This window comes from Fuscovulum ytuae, from assembly GCF_029953595.1.
GTDB classification, from domain to species: Bacteria; Pseudomonadota; Alphaproteobacteria; order Rhodobacterales; family Rhodobacteraceae; genus Paragemmobacter; species Paragemmobacter ytuae.
In genome coordinates this window covers 2,547,103-2,564,816 of the sequence record NZ_CP124535.1, presented here as the reverse complement: position 1 = coordinate 2,564,816, position 17,714 = coordinate 2,547,103, and the positions used below count along the sequence as shown (strand labels likewise).

At 63.3% G+C, this 17,714-nt stretch carries 20 protein-coding genes; 15 read left to right on the top strand and 5 right to left on the bottom strand.

Going from position 1 to position 17,714, the window contains the following annotated elements:
* Nucleotides 1-73: 73 nt before the first annotated feature.
* From mtgA to QF092_RS12375, 6 genes are all read left to right on the top strand, one after another.
* Complete coding sequence (gene mtgA, locus QF092_RS12400) at nucleotides 74-823, top strand: monofunctional biosynthetic peptidoglycan transglycosylase (protein ID WP_281464209.1); 750 nt, start codon at nucleotides 74-76, stop codon at nucleotides 821-823.
* Between the two features lie 73 nt (nucleotides 824-896).
* Nucleotides 897-1,562 (top strand): FtsZ-binding protein FzlA, encoded by a 666-nt coding sequence (gene fzlA, locus QF092_RS12395; RefSeq protein WP_281464208.1) that lies wholly within the window; start codon nucleotides 897-899, stop codon nucleotides 1,560-1,562.
* Nucleotides 1,563-1,637: 75 nt separating this feature from the next.
* A complete protein-coding gene (queG, locus tag QF092_RS12390) occupies nucleotides 1,638-2,672 on the top strand; it encodes a tRNA epoxyqueuosine(34) reductase QueG (RefSeq protein WP_281464207.1) in 1,035 nt (344 codons plus the stop codon).
* Between the two features lie 100 nt (nucleotides 2,673-2,772).
* Entirely contained in the window at nucleotides 2,773-2,940 is a 168-nt protein-coding gene (locus QF092_RS12385; protein WP_281464206.1) for a hypothetical protein, read from the top strand.
* 66 nt (nucleotides 2,941-3,006) lie between these two features.
* Nucleotides 3,007-4,005: a dimethylarginine dimethylaminohydrolase family protein gene (locus QF092_RS12380; RefSeq protein WP_281464205.1), complete on the top strand. Its 999-nt coding sequence runs from the start codon at nucleotides 3,007-3,009 to the stop codon at nucleotides 4,003-4,005.
* A 57-nt stretch (nucleotides 4,006-4,062) separates the two neighbouring features.
* A complete protein-coding gene (locus QF092_RS12375) occupies nucleotides 4,063-4,341 on the top strand; it encodes a hypothetical protein (protein WP_281464204.1) in 279 nt (92 codons plus the stop codon).
* Nucleotides 4,342-4,374: 33 nt separating this feature from the next.
* Here QF092_RS12375 and QF092_RS12370 read toward each other — a convergent pair whose 3' ends face one another.
* On the bottom strand, nucleotides 4,375-5,241 hold the full coding sequence (locus tag QF092_RS12370; protein WP_281464203.1) for a branched-chain amino acid aminotransferase: 867 nt from the start codon (nucleotides 5,239-5,241) through the stop codon (nucleotides 4,375-4,377).
* 151 nt (nucleotides 5,242-5,392) lie between these two features.
* Between QF092_RS12370 and QF092_RS12365 the strand changes: the two genes are divergently transcribed.
* From QF092_RS12365 to dxs, 6 genes are all read left to right on the top strand, one after another.
* On the top strand, nucleotides 5,393-5,893 hold the full coding sequence (locus tag QF092_RS12365) for a MarR family winged helix-turn-helix transcriptional regulator (protein WP_281464202.1): 501 nt from the start codon (nucleotides 5,393-5,395) through the stop codon (nucleotides 5,891-5,893).
* Entirely contained in the window at nucleotides 5,890-6,594 is a 705-nt protein-coding gene (locus QF092_RS12360; protein ID WP_281464201.1) for a response regulator, read from the top strand. The genes QF092_RS12365 and QF092_RS12360 overlap by 4 nt, the downstream gene beginning before the upstream one ends.
* A 71-nt stretch (nucleotides 6,595-6,665) precedes the next feature.
* The gene (locus QF092_RS12355; protein WP_420026458.1) at nucleotides 6,666-7,592 is read left to right on the top strand and encodes a histone deacetylase family protein; all 927 of its coding nucleotides are present in this window, start codon (nucleotides 6,666-6,668) and stop codon (nucleotides 7,590-7,592) included.
* Nucleotides 7,589-7,828: an exodeoxyribonuclease VII small subunit gene (locus QF092_RS12350; RefSeq protein ID WP_281464200.1), complete on the top strand. Its 240-nt coding sequence runs from the start codon at nucleotides 7,589-7,591 to the stop codon at nucleotides 7,826-7,828. The genes QF092_RS12355 and QF092_RS12350 overlap by 4 nt, the downstream gene beginning before the upstream one ends.
* The gene (locus tag QF092_RS12345; protein WP_281464199.1) at nucleotides 7,825-8,694 is read left to right on the top strand and encodes a polyprenyl synthetase family protein; all 870 of its coding nucleotides are present in this window, start codon (nucleotides 7,825-7,827) and stop codon (nucleotides 8,692-8,694) included. Before QF092_RS12350 ends, QF092_RS12345 begins: the two co-directional genes overlap by 4 nt.
* Nucleotides 8,695-8,722: 28 nt before the next feature.
* A complete protein-coding gene (gene dxs, locus QF092_RS12340; RefSeq protein WP_281464198.1) occupies nucleotides 8,723-10,636 on the top strand; it encodes a 1-deoxy-D-xylulose-5-phosphate synthase in 1,914 nt (637 codons plus the stop codon).
* Here dxs and QF092_RS12335 read toward each other — a convergent pair.
* The 3 genes from QF092_RS12335 to QF092_RS12325 form a co-directional block, all read right to left on the bottom strand.
* Complete coding sequence (locus tag QF092_RS12335) at nucleotides 10,633-11,397, bottom strand: ion transporter (protein WP_281464197.1); 765 nt, start codon at nucleotides 11,395-11,397, stop codon at nucleotides 10,633-10,635. The two genes, dxs and QF092_RS12335, sit on opposite strands and share 4 nt — an antisense overlap.
* Nucleotides 11,398-11,475: 78 nt before the next feature.
* Complete coding sequence (locus tag QF092_RS12330; RefSeq protein ID WP_281464196.1) at nucleotides 11,476-12,468, bottom strand: TerC family protein; 993 nt, start codon at nucleotides 12,466-12,468, stop codon at nucleotides 11,476-11,478.
* Between the two features lie 181 nt (nucleotides 12,469-12,649).
* Nucleotides 12,650-13,519, bottom strand: coding sequence for an SDR family oxidoreductase (locus QF092_RS12325; protein ID WP_281464195.1), 870 nt, complete (start codon nucleotides 13,517-13,519; stop codon nucleotides 12,650-12,652).
* 136 nt (nucleotides 13,520-13,655) lie between these two features.
* Between QF092_RS12325 and QF092_RS12320 the strand changes: the two genes are divergently transcribed.
* The 3 genes from QF092_RS12320 (at nucleotide 13,656) to QF092_RS12310 (ending at nucleotide 16,523) form a co-directional block, all read left to right on the top strand.
* Nucleotides 13,656-15,137, top strand: coding sequence for an AMP nucleosidase (locus tag QF092_RS12320; protein ID WP_281464194.1), 1,482 nt, complete (start codon nucleotides 13,656-13,658; stop codon nucleotides 15,135-15,137).
* A gap of 153 nt (nucleotides 15,138-15,290) precedes the next feature.
* On the top strand, nucleotides 15,291-15,578 hold the full coding sequence (locus tag QF092_RS12315; RefSeq protein WP_281464193.1) for an HU family DNA-binding protein: 288 nt from the start codon (nucleotides 15,291-15,293) through the stop codon (nucleotides 15,576-15,578).
* A 66-nt stretch (nucleotides 15,579-15,644) separates the two neighbouring features.
* Complete coding sequence (locus tag QF092_RS12310) at nucleotides 15,645-16,523, top strand: DMT family transporter (RefSeq protein ID WP_281464192.1); 879 nt, start codon at nucleotides 15,645-15,647, stop codon at nucleotides 16,521-16,523.
* On the opposite strand, the gene aroC is transcribed toward QF092_RS12310, so the two are convergent.
* Complete coding sequence (aroC, locus tag QF092_RS12305) at nucleotides 16,520-17,620, bottom strand: chorismate synthase (protein ID WP_281469957.1); 1,101 nt, start codon at nucleotides 17,618-17,620, stop codon at nucleotides 16,520-16,522. The two genes, QF092_RS12310 and aroC, sit on opposite strands and share 4 nt — an antisense overlap.
* Between the last annotated feature and the right edge of the window lie 94 nt (nucleotides 17,621-17,714).

The window sequence follows — 17,714 nt, the reverse complement described above, 5'->3', positions numbered from 1 at the left end:
GGCACAGCCGTTGCAGCGCTTTCCCTTGCCGTCTCTTGACCGCGTGCCCCCGCCCGTGGTTCTAGTCCCCGCCATGACCGACAGTCCCGAAAAGCCCAAGGCCAAGCCGAAAAAGACCGCCGCCAAGGCCGCGCCGACCCCCGTCGCGCAGCCCCTGCGCCGCCGTGTCCTGCGCTGGGCGGGCCGCATCGCAGGCGGCATCGCGGGGCTTTACCTCCTCCTCATCCTCCTCTTTTCCTTCCTCCCGCCCCCCATCAATTTCTACCAACTGGGCGAAAGCTTCCGCCTTGGCGGGATCGAAAAGGACTGGGTCCCGATGGAGGATATTGCCCCCGTCATGGCCCGCGCCGCAGTGGCCGCCGAGGACGCAAACTATTGTCTTCATTGGGGTTTCGACATGGCCGCCATCCGCGAGGCGGTGGCCGAAGGCTCCAACCGCGGGGCCTCGACCATCAGCCAGCAGACGGTCAAGAACGTCTTCCTCTGGCATGGGCGGTCCTGGGCACGCAAGGCCGCCGAGGCCGCGCTGACCCCGGTCGTGGAAACCCTCTGGTCCAAGCGGCGCATCCTTGAAGTTTACCTGAACGTCGCCGAATTTGACGAAGGCGTCTTCGGCGTGCAGGCCGCCGCGCAGCACCATTTCGGCGTCGATGCGCGTGATCTCACACCCACCCAAGCCGCCCGCCTCGCCGCCGTCCTCCCCGATCCGAAAAACCGCAGCGCCTCCAACCCCTCCAACTTCGTCCGCCAAAGAACCCGCGCCATCCTCTCCGGCGCCGAAACCATCGCCGCCGACGGCCGCGCCGCCTGTTTTCAGGAATGACCGTTGAATTCCCGCCCCCAAAAGGGCAAGAGACTCCAATCCGTTACAAGATCCGCCGGGGTAAGCCCTCCCTATGATCCGTCTCTATCATTTCCCGCTCTCGCCCTTTTGCCGCAAGGTCCGCCTGACCCTTGCCGAAAAGCGGCTGGAGGTGGAATTGGTCGAAGAGCGCTACTGGGAACCCACCCCCGATTTCCTGCGCCGCAATCCCGCCGGAAAAATCCCTGTCCTGCGCTGGGACAGCCGCGTGATGTCGGAAAGCCAGGCGATATGTGAGTTTCTGGAAGAAACCGTTCCCACCCCGCAACTTATGCCCCGCGACCCCGAACAACGCTATGAGGTGCGCCGCCTCTGCGCATGGTTCGATGACAAGTTTCACGACGAGGTCACGTCGAAACTGCTCTATGAACGTGTGAACAAAAAGGTCATGGGGCAGGGCTACCCGGACAGCAAGAATGTCAAATTCGGCGCGAGCCGGATCAAGTATCATCTGGATTACCTCGGCTGGCTCTTGGATCAGCGCCGTTGGCTTGCCGGCGATGTGATGACGCTGGCCGATTTCACCGCCGCCGCGCATCTGTCCTGTCTGGATTACATCTCGGATGTGGACTGGAACCGCTCTGCCACGGTCAAGGACTGGTATGCCAAGGTGAAATCCCGCCCCAGTTTCCGCACCCTTCTTGCCGATCAGGTGCCGGGCTTCCCGCCGCCGCCGCATTATGCGGATCTGGATTTTTAGACCCAACCCGGGCAGGGGGGCTGTCTGCCCCCCACGGCGCGTGCCGCGCCTCCCCCCGAGAGTATTTTTGCCAAGATGAAGCCTGACGATCTGAAAGAACGGTTGTCAAATCAGGCCCTTGCGGAAGGCTTCGCCGCCATGGGCATCTGCGCCCCAGATGCTATCCCCGACGCCGCGCCGCGCCTGATGCGGTTTCTTGACCAAGACCATCACGGGCAGATGCAATGGATGGCCGACCGTGCCGAATGGCGTGGCAACCCTGCCGCGCTTTGGCCAGAAGCGCGGTCCATCATCATGCTGGCCGAGGTCTACAGTCCCGAAACCGATCCGCTTGCCGTCCTGTCCCAACCAGAGCGGGCCGCCATCTCTGTCTATGCGCAGGGGAAGGATTACCACGATCTGGTCAAGCGGCGGCTGAAACGGCTGGGGCGCTGGCTGCTGGATCAAGCCGGGCAGGGCGAGGCGATCAAGGTCTTTGTCGACACGGCCCCCGTGATGGAAAAACCGCTGGCGCAGGCCGCAGGTCTTGGTTGGCAGGGCAAGCACACCAATCTTCTGTCCCGCGATTTCGGAAATTGGGTCTTTCTGGGCGCAATCTTCACCACCATCGACCTGCCAAAGGACGCGCCCGAGATATCGCATTGCGGGAGTTGCACCGCCTGTCTCGATATCTGCCCGACCCGTGCCTTCCCCGCGCCCTACCAACTCGACGCGCGGCGCTGCATTTCCTATCTGACGATTGAACATAAAGGCCCGGTGGACCCGGACCTTCGCGCCCTGATGGGCAACCGAATCTATGGCTGCGACGATTGCCTTGCCATCTGCCCATGGAACAAATTCGCCAAGGCCGCCACCGAGATCGGCTATCAGAACCGCATTGGCGCGCCAGATCTTGCCGATCTTGCGATGCTGGACGATGCCGCCTTCCGTGCCCGTTTCGCAGGCAGCCCGATCAAACGCATCGGGCGTGACCGTTTCATCCGCAACGTCCTTTACGCCATTGGAAATTCTGGCCTTCCTGCCTTGCGCCCCGCCGCCGAGACGCTTCTCTCCGACCCCGATCCCACCGTGGCCGAGGCCGCGCGCTGGGCGATCCAGCGCCTGTCTTAAGGTGGCTTTTGGGCAAATGCCCGCATTGGTTCGGATCGGTCGCTTTGGCGAGGCGGGCTTTTCTGTTACCCTGTCTCTCCGTCCTTGAAGGGAGGCAGACATGACCAAGCATATCGCCGATAAGCGTAGCCCCTCGTCCGGCAGCCGTGTGCAGCAATTCCTTCGCCTGTCGCGCAGCCCGCGCGAAACATGGCATCACTCGCGCCCCGCTGCTGGGTCCAGCCGCTTGATCCAATTCCTGCGCATCGCACGCGGGCGCAGCGCCTGATCAGGCCCGCTTGCGGGTGCATGGGTCGGGGGCATAGGCTGGCCCCGAACAGCAATCGGGGCCGCCATGACCAATCCGCACTGGATTTATACCCAGACGATCAAGACCTTTGCCGCAGGGGCCGAACCCGGTTTCGAAGACCCCGGAGAACTTGCTGCGACATGGGGCAAGGTCTGGGGCATCGACAATGACGTGGGCCGTATCCGCGAAATCCTGATGCACCGCCCCGGCCCCGAAATGGCGGTGGTGGACCCATCAAAACGCCTGCCTGAAATCGGGTCTTTCGGCGACCCTTCCGTGGGCTGGTATTTCCAATCCGATACCCCGCCAGACATTCCCCTGATGCAGCGCCAGCATGCCGCCTTTGTCGCCGCACTCGAATCCGAAGGGGTCATCGTCCACTATCTGGATGGAGAGGCAGGCAACCGCCTAAAGCAGGTCTATACCCGCGATCCGCTGATCATGGTGAAGGGCGGAGCCATCATCTGCCGCATGGGCGCGCGTATCCGGCGCGGCGAGGAATTGGCCGTCACCCGCACCCTTGCCCGCCTTGGCATCCCGATCTTGCGCACGATCAACGGCACAGGCGTCATGGAAGGCGGCAGCTTTGCGTGGCTGAATGACAAGACCTGCGCCATAGGCGTGGGCGTTCGCGTCAACCGCGACGGTGCCGAACAGGTGCGCGACGTGCTGGCGCGGCAGGGCGTCGAACTCCTGATCGTTGATCTGGTCGGCTATGACATCCATCTGGATGTCAGCTTCCTGATGATCGACCGCGATCTTGCCATCCTCAACCCGATGGGTCTGCCCTTCTCATTCCTAGAAGAGCTTAGGGCACGCGGCATCCGCTGGATCGAAACCGATCCCGCCGATGATGGCTGGATCGTCAATTCGCTGGCCATCGCGCCGGGCAGGGTGCTGATGCCCGAAGGCGCGACCAACCGCACGCTTGATCGGCTGGCGGCGGCGGGCGTGTCATGGGTGACCATCCCCTATGCCGAGGTGCAAAAGAATGGCGGCGGCCTGCATTGTTCCACCACGCCGTTGATCCGCGACAGGCTGTGAACCGAATCGAAAACGCTGTCTGCCATCGTCATCCATGTGGGAATGGGGGACAGATGGATGGACAGACTTCTGATTGCGGGATTGGTGCGCCGTGCGTTGGCGCAATATGTGCCGCGCGGCGCAAAGATGCGGGTGGCGGTTGAAGGCGGGCCAATAACACCCCTTCACGTCATGGTTGATCTGCCGGGGGACATCGCGCTCGATGGGGCGGCCATCCTGACCCTTGCGCGCAGCCTTCGCGAAAGGGCGGCACGCCGGGGTATTGCCGGCCTGCCGATCCTGACGCTTCGGTTGACCGAAGACCCAAAGGAAAAGGGGCACCGCGACCCGAAGTAGCGGCACCCCTTTATCGCTTGCGGCAGATGCCCGTCAGGCGCGGACCATGCGTTCGTATTCGGTGGCGATCCGCTTTGTCAGATCACCCACCTCGAAATTGTAATCGCCGATCTGGCCCACAGGGGTGACTTCCGCCGCCGTCCCGGTCAGGAAGCATTGCTGGAACCCTTCCAACTCATGCGCTTCGATCCGGCGCTCATGCACCTTGATCTGCATGTCCTTCAGCATCCCGATGACCGTCTGCCGCGTGATTCCGTTCAGGATCGCATCCGGGATCGGCGTATGCACCTCTCCGTCCTTCACGAAGAAGATATTCGCCCCCGTCGCCTCGGCCACATAACCGCGATAGTCGAACATCATCGCGTCGGAACAGCCTTTCGCTTCAGCTGCGTGCTTGGACATGGTGCAGATCATGTACAGACCCGCCGCCTTGGCCGCATGGGGGATTGTCTCGGGCGAGGGGCGCTTCCACTTGGCGATGTCCAGCTTCGCGCCCTTGAACTTTGCATCGCCATAGTAATTGCCCCAGGTCCAGGCGGCGACGGCCAGCCGGATCGGGTTCCGCTTCGATGCGACCCCCATATCCTCACCGGCACCGCGCCAGGCGATGGCACGCACATAGGCATCGGTCAGGTTATTGGCCTTCAGCACCGCTTCCTTGGCGGCGTTGATCTCTTCCACCGAATAGGGCAGCGGCATGTCCAAAAGTTCGCCCGACGTCCGCAGCCGTTCGGAATGCTCGGACGATTTGAAGATCTTGCCGTTATAGCAACGCTCCCCCTCGAACACCGCGCTGGCATAATGCAGTGCATGGGTCAGGATGTGGACATTCGCGCCGCGCCATTCCACCAGCTTGCCATCCATCCAGATGAACCCGTCGCGATCGTCGTAGCCAGCCATGTCCCACTCCCAAGGGCAGAATTTCCGATTGTTGCGCCGATTAAGTCCGCTTCGGACATAATATTGCGCAAAAGCGAGGCTGAGCTAACAGTTGTGACTTGGAAAGTCAACAAGGCTGACGTAAATTCCTTGGCAACACAGGGAGGCGCGCATGGCAGAGGGCAATACGGGTGGTGAAAGCCTGCTCTTCCTTACCGACGAACAGCTGAGAAAGGGGATCGAGGCGATGTTCTTCGCCTATCGCGGTTTCACCGCCGATCCTGACCGCATCCTTGAAACCATGGACTATGGCCGCGCGCATCATCGCGCGATCCATTTCATCCACCGCTCGCCCGGCACCACCGTTTCGAACCTTCTCGCCATTCTTGGTGTGACAAAGCAAAGCCTGAACCGCGTGCTGCGCAGCCTGATCGACGATGGTCTGGTTGAGGCGCGCGTTGGCAAATCCGACAAGCGCGAACGCAACCTTTTCCTGACACCGAAAGGGCAGGATTTGGAACGCCAGCTTTCCGATGCGCAGCGCGCCCGCATGCGCGCCGCCTACCGCGCCGCAGGCCCTGCCGCCGTGCAAGGCTTTCGCACCGTGCTTGAGGCGATGATGGACCCGGAAATGCGCAGGCAGTATCAATCCCTCCGCGAGGGAGAGAAATGACCGAACCGCAAGCCCATCTTCTGGTCGTCGATGACGACGAACGCATTCGCGGCCTGTTGCAGAAATTCCTGATGCGCAACGGCTTTCTGGTGACTGTCGCGCGCGACTCCGCGCAGGCCCGCCGCCTGCTGGCCGGGCTGGAATTCGATATGATCGTGCTGGATGTGATGATGCCCGGCGAGGATGGCATCAGTCTGACGCGCGAATTGCGAGCCAAAAATGCCGTGCCGATCCTGCTGCTTACAGCCCGCGGCGAAACCCAAAACCGCATCGAAGGGTTCGAGGCGGGGGCCGATGATTACCTTGCAAAACCGTTTGAGCCGAAGGAATTGCTGCTGCGGATCAACGCCATTCTGCGCCGGGTGCCGCAGGCACAGCCTGCGCCGCCGGCGCCGAAAGTGCTGCATATGGGGGCCGTGCGCTATGACATGGACCGGGGCGAATTGTGGCGCGGCCCCGATCTTGTTCGCCTGACGGCAACCGAATCTGCCCTGATGCGCCTTTTTGCGGCGCAACCCGGCCAGCCCATCCCGCGTGAGCGACTGGTGGGCGACCTTGGCCGCGGCGGCGAAGAGGGGGCACAGGAACGCGCCGTCGATGTGCAGATCACCCGCCTGCGCCGCAAGATCGAGGATGATCCCCGCCAACCCCGTTACCTGCAAACCGTGCGCGGCGAAGGCTATATGCTGCAACCGGACTGAGGGGTGGACGCACCCGGGGCTTTGCCCCGGACCCCAGAGTATTTTTCGCCAAGATGAAGGAGGCTGGTCCTTTGGCAACCATCGTCTATGCGCATCTCGACTGCATGACCCATGTAACGCCCCCCGGCCATCCAGAATGCGTGGACCGTCTGCATGCGGTAGAGCGTGGCCTTGCCGCTTTGCCGGTAACCCGCGAAGAGGCACCGCTTGCGGCAGCGGATGAGGTGCTGCGCTGCCATCCCTCCGCCTATCTGGCCAAGGTGCGCCGCGCCGTGCCGACAACGGGTTGGGTTGCACTGGACGGGGATACGATCCTGTCGCCCGGATCGCTGAACGCCGCCCTGCGCGCCGTGGGGGGGATCGCGGCGGCGGTCGATGCGGTCATGGCGGGTCAGGCGCAGAATGCCTTTGTCGCCGCCCGCCCGCCGGGGCATCATGCGGAAACGGAAACGGCCATGGGGTTCTGCCTTTTTGGTACCGTTGCCATCGCGGCCAAGCGGCTGTTGGATCATCACGGCCTGTCGCGCGTGGCGATTGTTGATTTCGACGTTCATCACGGCAATGGCACGCAAGACCTTTTGTGGGACGAACCGCGCATCCTCTTTGCCTCGACCCATCAGATGCCACTTTATCCCGGCACGGGCAGCGCGTCGGAATGCGGCGCCCACGGGAATATCCTGAACCACCCCCTGCGCCCTGAGACCGGCAGCGCCGCGATGCGTGCGGCCTATGACACCCATATCCTTCCCGCGTTGGAGGCATATGCGCCCGAATTCATCCTGATCTCTGCCGGGTTCGACGCGCATGAGGATGACCCCCTTGCCGCGCTGAACTGGAAGACCGAGGATTACGCTTGGCTCACCCACCGCCTCTGCGACATTGCGGATGCCCATGCGCATGGCCGCATCGTCTCGACACTTGAAGGCGGATATGATCTTCCTGCGCTTCAGGCCTCGGTGGCCGCGCATGTTGGCGTGTTGGAGGAACGTGGCAGATGACGACAAAACCCGTATCCGAAATGACCTTCGAAGAGGCGATGGCCGCGCTGGAGCAGGTCGTGACTCAGCTTGAACGTGGCGAGGTCGCGTTGGAGGAATCCATCGCGCTTTATGAACGCGGCGCGGCCCTGAAGGTGCATTGCTCGGACAAGCTCAAGGCCGCCGAGGAAAAGGTCGAACTCATCCGTGCGCAGGAAGGCCGCGCCACCGGCACCACCCCGGCGGAGGGGATGTGACCTTTCCCGAAACCCTGACGCAGGATGCCGCCCGGATCGAGGCGCATCTGATGGCCACGCTGGCCCATCGCGCCGATCAGCCCGTGATCCACGCCATGCGCTATGCCCTGCGGGGCGGCAAACGCCTGCGCGGCTTCCTCGTGCTGGAAGGCGCGCGGATGCACGGTCTTGCCACCACTCAAGCCCTGCCCGCGGCGGCGGCTGTCGAATCCCTGCATGCCTATTCCCTTGTCCATGACGACATGCCCTGCATGGATGACGATGATCTGCGCCGGGGCCAGCCCACCATCCACGTGACATGGGATGAGGCGACGGCAGTGCTGGCAGGGGACGCGCTGCAAACCCTTGCCTTCGAATTGCTGGCCGATCCCGCGCTGGGCTCGGGCGATACCCGCATCGCCCTTGTGGCGGGGCTTGCCAAGGCATCCGGGGCCGAAGGCATGGTGCTGGGTCAGGCGCTTGACATCGCGGCCGAAACCGCCACCGCGCCCCTGACGCTCCAGCAGATCACCGAATTGCAGGCGGGCAAGACAGGTGCCCTGATCCGCTGGTCGGCAGAGGCGGGGGCCATCCTTGCCGGCGCCGATCCGCAGCCTTTGGCACGTTATGCCACGGCGCTGGGCCTTGCCTTCCAGATTTGGGATGATGTGTTGGACGTGGAAGGTGACCCAGAAAAGACCGGCAAGCGCCTGCATAAGGATGCCGATGCGGGCAAGGCGACCTTCGTTTCGCTCCTCGGCCTTGATGCGGCAAAGACGCGCGCCCGGTCTTTGATTTCCGAAGCGGAAAGCCACCTTTCCCCCTATGGCGACAGGGCCGCGAACTTGATCGCCTGCGCCCGCTTCGTTATCAGCCGCGACACCTGACGCCCTTTTCGCCCGATCGGAGGGCCGCATGACCGACCGACCCAAGACCCCGCTTCTGGACCGTATCGCCGCGCCTTCGGATATGAAGGCGCTCTCGGACCGCGAATTGCGGCAACTGGCCGATGAACTGCGCGCGGAAACCATCAGCGCCGTTTCTGTCACCGGCGGCCATCTTGGCGCGGGTCTGGGCGTGGTGGAACTGACCGTTGCCATACATGCCGTTTTCGACACCCCACGGGACAAGCTGATCTGGGACGTGGGCCACCAATGCTACCCGCACAAGATCCTGACCGGGCGGCGCGACCGCATCCGTACCCTGCGGACCGAAGGCGGTCTATCCGGTTTTACCAAGCGCAGCGAATCGCCCTATGATCCCTTTGGCGCGGCCCATAGCTCCACCTCTATCTCGGCGGCCCTTGGCTTTGCCGCGGCGCGCGATTTGGGCGGCGATCCGGGTGATGCCATCGCGGTGATCGGCGACGGGTCCATGTCCGCCGGCATGGCGTTCGAGGCGATGAATAACGCAGGGCACCTCAAGACCCGTCTCTTCGTCATCCTCAATGACAATGAAATGTCCATTGCGCCGCCTGTTGGCGCGCTGTCCTCCTACCTGTCGCGCCTTTATGCCGAAGCCCCGTTCCAGGATTTCAAGGCCGCCGCCAAAAGCGCGGTCAGCTTCCTGCCCGAACCCTTTCAGGAAGGCGCGCGGCGGGCGAAGGAAATGCTCAAGGGCATGGCCGTCGGCGGCACTTTGTTCGAAGAGCTGGGTTTCAACTACATCGGCCCCATCGACGGGCATGATCTGGATCAGCTTCTCCCCGTCCTGCGCACGGCCCGCGCCCGCGCCACGGGGCCGACGCTTATCCATGTGCTCACGAAGAAGGGCAAAGGCTATGCCCCGGCCGAGGCTGCACGCGACCGTGGCCACGCCACCGGCAAATTCGACGTGCTGACCGGCGTGCAGGCCAAGGCCGTGTCGAACGCCCCCGCCTATACCAAGGTCTTCGCCCAAGGCTTGATCGCCGAGGCCGAGCGCGATGAAAAAATCGTTGCCGTCACCGCAGCCATGCCCGATGGCACGGGGCTGAACCTTTTTGCCGACCGCTTCCCCCGCCGCTGCTTTGACGTGGGCATCGCCGAACAGCATGCCGTGACTTTCTCGGCGGGTCTTGCCGCTGGGGGCCTGCGGCCCTTCTGCGCGATCTATTCGACCTTCCTGCAACGCGGCTATGATCAGGTCGTCCATGACGTGGCGATCCAACGCCTTCCCGTCCGCTTCGCCATCGACCGCGCGGGGCTGGTCGGTGCCGACGGCGCCACGCATGCAGGCAGCTTTGACGTGGCCTTCCTTGCCAACCTGCCCGGCATCGTGGTGATGGCCGCGGCGGATGAGGCGGACCTGATGCATATGGTCGCCACCGCCGCAGCGTATGACGAAGGCCCCATCGCCTTCCGCTATCCGCGCGGCGAAGGCGTCGGTTGCGACATGCCCGCGCGCGGCACGCCCCTTACCATCGGCAAAGGCCGCGTAATCCTCGAAGGCGGCCGCGCCGCCATCCTCTCCTTCGGCACGCGGCTGTCCGAGGTGCTGAAGGCCGCCGAATCCCTCGCCCAGCGCGGCCTCGCCCCCACCGTGATCGATGCGCGTTTTGCCAAACCGCTCGACCGCGACCTGATCCTTCACGCCGCCCGCCACCACGAGGCGCTGATCACCGTGGAAGAGGGTGCCGTAGGCGGCTTCGGCTCCCATGTGGCCCAACTCCTCGCCGATGAGGGCGTCTTTGACACGGGGCTGAAATTCCGCAGCATGGTCCTGCCGGACATCTTCATCGATCAGGCCAACCCCGACCGCATGTATCAGATCGCCGGAATGGATGCCGCCCAGATCGAGGCGAAAGTGCTGTCGACCCTTGGCGTGGCGATGGTGGGGCGGCGGGCCTAGCGGTCCGCCAATCGCTTCTCCAACGCCTCCAGCCGCGCCATCAGTTCCGCATGACGCGCCGCCGCCTCATCCGGCTTGTCGGCCTCAGCGGCCTCTTGCATCGAGTTCACCACCAGACCGACGAACAGGTTGATGACGGCAAAGGTGGTCACAAGGATGAAGGTCACGAAGAACATCCACGCATAGGGATAGACCTCCATCACCGGGCGCACGATCCCCATGGACCAGCTTTCCAGCGTCATCACCTGAAACAGCGTATAGGCCGACCGACCCAGATCGCCGAACCAATCGGGGAAGGACGCCGCGAAAAGCTTCGTCGCCATCACAGAGGCGATGTAGTAAATCAGCGCGATCAGCAGCGTCACCGACCCCATCCCCGGCAGTGCCAGAAGGAACCCTTCCACGACACGCCGCAGGCTGGGCGCGATGGAAATCAGCCGCAACACCCGCAGCACCCGCAAGGCCCGCAGCACCGAAAGCCCCCCCGTCGCGGGCATCAGTGCAACGCCCACCACCGCCAGATCGAACAGGTTCCACCCCGATCGGAAGAACCGCCCCCCCAGCGCGAAAAGCTTCAGCGCGATTTCCACGACAAAGATCGCAAGACAGATTCGATCCAGCGTCAGGATCACCCCACCCGCCGCCGCCATCACCGGCTTGGATGTCTCCAACCCTAGGAGAACCGCATTGAACAGGATCACCCCCATGATGAACCGGGTCACCACGGGCCGCTCCAGAAACATCGCCACTTGCTCGCGCATCACTTTATCCATCCCTCGCGCCACAACGCAGGACGCCCGGGCATTCCAGCCCGGGCGCACCACTCCAATTTCAACCCGTCACTCTGCGGGTTTCACCATCTCGCCCTTATCGCCTTTCGTCTTCCACAGCGAAAAGATCACGCCCGCCCCAAGGATCGCAAAAGTGATCCCCAAGGACCAACTCGGCGGGAACTTCTCCCATCCCATCGCATCCGCGATGAAGATTTTCGAACCAATGAACACCAAAAGCAGCGACAGCGCATATTTCAGATAGGCAAAGCGATGCAGGATCGCGGCCAGCGCGAAATACAGCGCCCGAAGGCCAAGGATGGCAAAGATGTTCGACGTGTAAACGATGTAAGGGTCCGTCGTGATCGTGAACACCGCAGGCACCGAGTCGACCGCAAAGACCAGATCGGCAATCTCGATCAGGATCAGCGCGATGAACAGGGGCGTCGCATAGCGCACCACCTTGCCGCTCGCATCCGCCCGCTTCACGAAGAAACGGTTGCCCTCCAACTCTTCCGTCACACGGAACCGCCCCTTGACGAATTTCAGGATCGGGTTCCCGGCGATGTCATGCTCCTCATCGCCCACGAAAAGCATCTTGATCCCGGTAAAGATCAGGAACACGGCGAAAAGATACAGAACCCAAGCGTAGGACGCGACAATCGTCGCCCCCAGCCCGATCATGATGCCACGCAGCACGATCACGCCAAGGATACCCCAGAACAGCACCCGGTGCTGATAGGCGCGGGGGATCGCGAAATAGGTAAAAATCAGCGCGATGACAAAGACGTTGTCCATCGCCAGCGTCTTTTCCACCACAAAGGCCGTCAGGTAATGCGCGGTGCTTTCCCACCCCATCTGCCAATAGACAAACCCGGAAAAGCTTAGTCCCAGCGCGATATACATCGCCGAAAGCTTTAGGCTCTCGGCCACCCCGATCTCGTGATTTCCATCCTTGTGCAAAACCCCAAGGTCAAAGGCCAAAAGCGAAATGACCAAGATGATGAACAGCAGCCACATCCACATGGGCTTGCCTAAGAACAGCAGATAGAGAAATTCCATTCCCCGACGACCTCTCTCGAACACGTATCAAACGCCGGGAAGTCAGCCGATCAGGTCCGGGCATGACATCGAGGCGCACTCGATGCGGTCCGACATGGCGCTTTCGCGTCAGAGGGGCCCGGCCCGCGTTCCAAAGGTGGGTAGGGGAGTCACGAATTCAACCCTCTGCACCGCAGAATTTTCACAGCCCCGTGAACTGGCCCGTGAACTGGCCCCGCTCTGCCGCAAGCAAAGCCGCCAATCCTTCGCGATAGGTTGGGTAGATCAGCCGCACGCCCAGTTCGGCCTTGATCCGGTCATTCCGCACCCGCTTGCTCTCGGCATAGAAACTGCGGGCCATCGGCGTCATCTCCGCCGCGTCATAGGGTACGGCCTCTGGCAGCGGCAGGCCCAGCAATTCCGCCGCATGGCCGATCACATCCTCGGGCGGGGCAGGGTCGTCGTCGCAGACATTGTAAATCCTGCCCGGGCTTGGCCGCGCGATGGATGCCGCCAGAACCTGCGCGATATCCTCCACATGGATGCGGCTGAACACCTGCCCCGGCTTGATGATCCGCCGCGCCGTCCCGTCGCGCACCTTCTCGAACGGCCCGCGCCCCGATCCATAGATCCCCGCCAGCCGAAAGATGTGCAAAGGCAGCCCCAGCGCTGTCCAGCCCCGCTCTGCCGCCACCCGCGCTTGGCCCCGTGCGGTCGTGGGGGTTAGCGCTGTATCCTCATCCACCCAACCGCCTGCATGGTCGCCATAGACGGCGGTCGTTGAAAGATAGCCCACCCATTCCGGCCGCGCCGCGCGCATTTCTTCCGCATGCTCGCGCAGGATCGGGTCGCCCGCCTCATCCGGGGCCACGGAGACAAGGATATGCGTCGCCTCCGCCAAGGCCCCCGCCAAGGGGCCGGGCAGCAGCACTGCCTCAACCCCTGTGGCCGCCATGCGCCGTGCCTTTTCCGCCCGCCGCGTGGTCCCGATCACCCGCCAGCCCTGTGGCAAAAGCCGCCGCGCCAGCGCCTCGGCCGAATAGCCATGCCCTATGGAAAGAAGCGTTTTCATGGCGGCGACTATCTCCCGCCCGCGCCGCCACCGCAAGGCCACCCGGCCGCACGTTGCAAAGCCTTCACTTGCCCTCGCCCCCCGGTTTCGGATTAGATGCCGGATCAAACCGAAGACGTAGAAAGAACAATAACGAATGAACGAAGATGCCCTTCCCCTTCTGACCCCCGACAGCAACCCCGTGGCCGAGTCCTTTACCGATCCCGCCGCCGCCGTCGCCCGTCTGGAAGAGCTTTATTTCAACGCCACCGCCTTCCTTTCTCAGCATTTCACCGCCGCCGTGACCGGGGGCAAACCCCATGCCCGCATCCGGGCCTTCTATCCGGAAATTCGCCTGACCACGACCAGCCATGTAAAGACCGACTCGCGCCTTTCCTTTGGCCATGTCGCGGAACCGGGCACCTATTCCACGACCGTCACGCGCCCCGACCTGTTCCGCAACTACCTGACCCAGCAGCTTGATCTTCTGATCCGCCACCACGGCCAGCCCATCGTGATCGGCCCTTCCGACACGCCCATCCCCGTGCATTTCGCAGTTGCTGGAAACCCCAAAGTGTCCGTCCCACAAGAAGGCGTGCTGGAATTTTCGCTCCGCGACATCTTTGATGTGCCCGACCTCGCCACCACCAATGACGATATCGTCAATGGCACACGTCAGGTTCATCCCGATGGGTCGCGCCCGCTCGCGCCCTTCACGGCACAGCGCGTGGATTACTCGCTCGCGCGGCTGTCGCATTACACCGCCACCGATGCGGCGCATTTCCAGAACCACGTCCTTTTCACCAACTATCAGTTTTACGTCGATGAATTCGAATCCTACGCCCGCCACGCGCTGGGCGATCCAGCCTCGGGCTATACCGAATTCGTCGCCCCCGGAAACCAGATCATCACGGCATCCGACGGCACCCTGCCGCCGCCCGCAAAGATGCCCCAGATGCCCAGCTACCACCTGAAACGGGCCGACGGGAATGGCATTACGCTGGTCAATATCGGCGTCGGCCCCTCGAACGCGAAAACCGCCACCGACCATATCGCCGTCCTGCGCCCCCACGCTTGGCTGATGGTCGGCCATTGCGCGGGCCTTCGCAATTCGCAGTCCTTGGGCGATTTCGTCCTCGCCCATGCCTACCTGCGCGAAGATCACGTCCTTGATGACGACCTTCCCATCTGGGTCCCCATCCCCGCGCTGGCCGAGATCCAGATCGCCCTTGAAGACGCGGTGGAACAGGTGACCCAACTCGAAGGCTACGAACTCAAACGCATCATGCGTACGGGCACCGTCGCCACCATCGACAACCGCAATTGGGAATTGCGCGATCAGTCCGGCCCCGTTCAGCGCCTCTCGCAATCCCGCGCCATCGCGCTTGATATGGAATCCGCCACCATCGCGGCGAATGGCTTCCGCTTCCGCGTCCCCTACGGCACCCTTCTCTGCGTGTCCGACAAACCCCTGCATGGCGAGCTAAAGCTTCCCGGCATGGCCTCGGAATTCTACAAGACGCAGGTCGCCCGCCACCTTCAGATCGGGATCAAGGCGATGGAACGGTTGCGTGCCATGCCCATCGAACGTATCCACAGCCGCAAGCTGCGCAGCTTTGACGAAACGGCCTTCCTCTAGGCCACAATCGCAAGGCCCGCGCAGCGTAAACCGGCCAAATCCGTCAGAATGGGCTTGATTTGTTCGGCGAAACAGAATTTAGCGACATCCAGTCGCTTCATGGACAGGGAAAGCCCCGCCGCATAATGGGGCCCGCAAACGAAGGAACATGACATGTCGAAACCGATGACCAAGACCCAGCTCGTCGCTGCCCTCGCCGAAACGATGGGGTCGGACAAAAAAACGGCTTCTGCCGCCCTTGATGCCATCGCCGCCGTCGTCGCGCGCGAAGTGGCGGCCGGCGGTGCCGTGACGCTGCCGGGTCTGGGCAAGGTCGTCTGCCGCGCCCGCCCGGAACGTCAGGTGCGCAACCCGGCCACCGGCGAAACCGTGACCAAACCGGCCGACAAGCAGGTGAAGTTCTCCATCGCCAAGGCGCTGAAGGACAGCGTCAACGCCTGATCTCAGGCATGGACTGAATGCAGGGCCGCCCCATCCCGGGCGGCCCTTTTTGCGTCGAGGCTACCGATGGACCTGCGCGCCCTTCTGATGGGCCTGATCTTCGCCCTGATGTGGTCCTCGGCCTTTGCCACGGCCCGCATCATCGTTGCCGATGCCGCACCCCTTGCCGCACTGGCGGCCCGTTTCCTGATTTCCGGCCTCTTGGCGGTGGGCGTCGCGCTGGCCCTTGGCGCGCGCGCCACCCTCACGCGCGCGCAATGGCGCTCTGTTGCGGCCTTCGGCCTCTTGCAGAACACGGCCTATCTCGGCCTTAACTTCATCGCCCTGCAATGGGTCGAGGCATCGCTTGCCGTGATCATCGCCGCTTCCATGCCCCTGATGGTGGCCGCCCTGTCATGGGCCTTCCGGGGCGAACGCCTGCCTGCCCTCGGTCTTGCGGGCCTTGTCGCAGGCTTTGCCGGAACCGCCCTCATCATGGGCACGCGCCTTTCCGGCGGGGCCGATCCCTTGGGGACCCTGCTCTGCATCCTCGGCGCGCTGGCCCTCGCGATCGCCACCCTGACTCTGCGCTCCGCCTCGGGCGCGCAAGGCGGCCTTGGCCCGCTTCTTCTGGTCGTGGGCTTGCAGATGCTCGCAGGCTCCGCCGCCCTGGCCATAATCGCCGCGCTGACGGAGCCCTTCCGCCTGACGCCCACCCTGCCGCTCGCGCTGGCCTTTGCCTACCAGATCTTCATCCCCGGCCTCGCCGCCACGCTGATCTGGTTCGCCCTCGTCCGCCGCATCGGCCCCACCCGCGCGGCCACCTATCACTTCCTCAACCCTGCCTTCGGCACGGCCATCGCGGCGCTGCTTCTGAATGAAACCCTTCAGCTGACCGACATCCTCGGCGCAGCCATCGTTGCCGCCGGCATTCTGGCCGTGCAGCTGTCACGCAAACCGGCTTAGCCGATCTTCCCCCGCACGCCGCCCGTCTGCCCACGATCCAAAAGCAGATGGTCCAGCAGCACGCAGGCCATCATCGCCTCGCCCACCGGCACGGCGCGGATGCCCACGCAGGGGTCATGCCGCCCCTTGGTGATCAGGTCGATCTCTTCGCCCTTCACATTCACCGTCCGTCGCGGCGTCAGGATCGATGACGTGGGTTTCACCGCAAACCGGCACACCACCGGCTGCCCCGTCGAAATCCCGCCCAAAATCCCACCCGCATGGTTCGACAGGAACTCCGGCCCCTCCGCCCCCATGCGGATCTCGTCGGCATTCTCCACCCCCGTCAACGCGGCCGAGGCCATACCGTCCCCGATCTCCACCCCCTTCACGGCATTGATCGACATCATCGCCGAAGCCAGATCGCTATCCAGCTTGCCATACAAAGGTGCCCCCAACCCGGCCGGAACCCCCTCCGCCACGACCTCGATCACCGCGCCCACCGAATTATGCGACAGCCGCAACTCATCCAGATAGACGGCCCATTCCTCTGCTGCGACGGCATCCGGGCACCAGAACGGGTTCCGTTCCACCTCCGCCAGATCAATCCGCGCGCGGTCAATCCCCTTCACACCCATCTGCACCATATATCCCGCGATCCGCAGCCCCGGCACCATCCGCGCCAGCACCGCCCGCGCCACGGCCCCCGCCGCCACCCGCGCCGCCGTTTCCCGCGCGCTGGACCGCCCGCCGCCGCGATAATCCCGCACCCCGTATTTCTGGTGATAGGTGATGTCGGCATGACCCGGCCGGAAGGCCTGCGCGATCTCGCCATAGTCCTTCGACCGCTGGTCGGTATTCTCGATCATCAACTGGATCGGCGTGCCGGTCGTCACCCCTTCGAACACGCCCGAGAGGATGCGCACCTCATCGGGTTCCTTCCGCTGCGTGGTGAACTTGTTCTGCCCCGGCTTCCGCTTGTCCATCCACGGCTGGATATCCGCCTCCGCCAAGGCCACCCCCGGCGGCACCCCATCTACCGTGCAGCCCAGCGCTGGCCCATGGCTCTCGCCCCATGTCGTCACGCGAAAGATATGGCCGAAGGTGTTGAAGGACATCGCAAAGGCTCCCTGATCCGGCCCCGTCCATAGGCCAAAGCGGGGCAGGGCGCAAAGGGGTTTGGCAGGCTCGCCCATGGCACCCCACCCGAAA

What these genes read in the sequence shown, in the direction of transcription:
- QF092_RS12335 (WP_281464197.1), bottom strand. Translation starts at nt 11,397, where the DNA reads ATGCGCGAGCAAGTGGCGATGTTTCTGGAGCGGCCCGTGGTGACCCGG.
- QF092_RS12310 (WP_281464192.1), top strand. Translation starts at nt 15,645, where the DNA reads ATGGACCTGCGCGCCCTTCTGATGGGCCTGATCTTCGCCCTGATGTGG.
- QF092_RS12360 (WP_281464201.1), top strand. Translation starts at nt 5,890, where the DNA reads ATGACCGAACCGCAAGCCCATCTTCTGGTCGTCGATGACGACGAACGC.
- QF092_RS12315 (WP_281464193.1), top strand. Translation starts at nt 15,291, where the DNA reads ATGTCGAAACCGATGACCAAGACCCAGCTCGTCGCTGCCCTCGCCGAA.
- QF092_RS12365 (WP_281464202.1), top strand. Translation starts at nt 5,393, where the DNA reads ATGGCAGAGGGCAATACGGGTGGTGAAAGCCTGCTCTTCCTTACCGAC.
- QF092_RS12380 (WP_281464205.1), top strand. Translation starts at nt 3,007, where the DNA reads ATGACCAATCCGCACTGGATTTATACCCAGACGATCAAGACCTTTGCC.
- fzlA (WP_281464208.1), top strand. Translation starts at nt 897, where the DNA reads ATGATCCGTCTCTATCATTTCCCGCTCTCGCCCTTTTGCCGCAAGGTC.
- QF092_RS12375 (WP_281464204.1), top strand. Translation starts at nt 4,063, where the DNA reads ATGGACAGACTTCTGATTGCGGGATTGGTGCGCCGTGCGTTGGCGCAA.
- queG (WP_281464207.1), top strand. Translation starts at nt 1,638, where the DNA reads ATGAAGCCTGACGATCTGAAAGAACGGTTGTCAAATCAGGCCCTTGCG.
- aroC (WP_281469957.1), bottom strand. Translation starts at nt 17,620, where the DNA reads ATGTCCTTCAACACCTTCGGCCATATCTTTCGCGTGACGACATGGGGC.
- QF092_RS12350 (WP_281464200.1), top strand. Translation starts at nt 7,589, where the DNA reads ATGACGACAAAACCCGTATCCGAAATGACCTTCGAAGAGGCGATGGCC.
- QF092_RS12370 (WP_281464203.1), bottom strand. Translation starts at nt 5,241, where the DNA reads ATGGCTGGCTACGACGATCGCGACGGGTTCATCTGGATGGATGGCAAG.
- QF092_RS12330 (WP_281464196.1), bottom strand. Translation starts at nt 12,468, where the DNA reads ATGGAATTTCTCTATCTGCTGTTCTTAGGCAAGCCCATGTGGATGTGG.
- QF092_RS12320 (WP_281464194.1), top strand. Translation starts at nt 13,656, where the DNA reads ATGAACGAAGATGCCCTTCCCCTTCTGACCCCCGACAGCAACCCCGTG.
- dxs (WP_281464198.1), top strand. Translation starts at nt 8,723, where the DNA reads ATGACCGACCGACCCAAGACCCCGCTTCTGGACCGTATCGCCGCGCCT.
- QF092_RS12385 (WP_281464206.1), top strand. Translation starts at nt 2,773, where the DNA reads ATGACCAAGCATATCGCCGATAAGCGTAGCCCCTCGTCCGGCAGCCGT.
- QF092_RS12325 (WP_281464195.1), bottom strand. Translation starts at nt 13,519, where the DNA reads ATGAAAACGCTTCTTTCCATAGGGCATGGCTATTCGGCCGAGGCGCTG.
- mtgA (WP_281464209.1), top strand. Translation starts at nt 74, where the DNA reads ATGACCGACAGTCCCGAAAAGCCCAAGGCCAAGCCGAAAAAGACCGCC.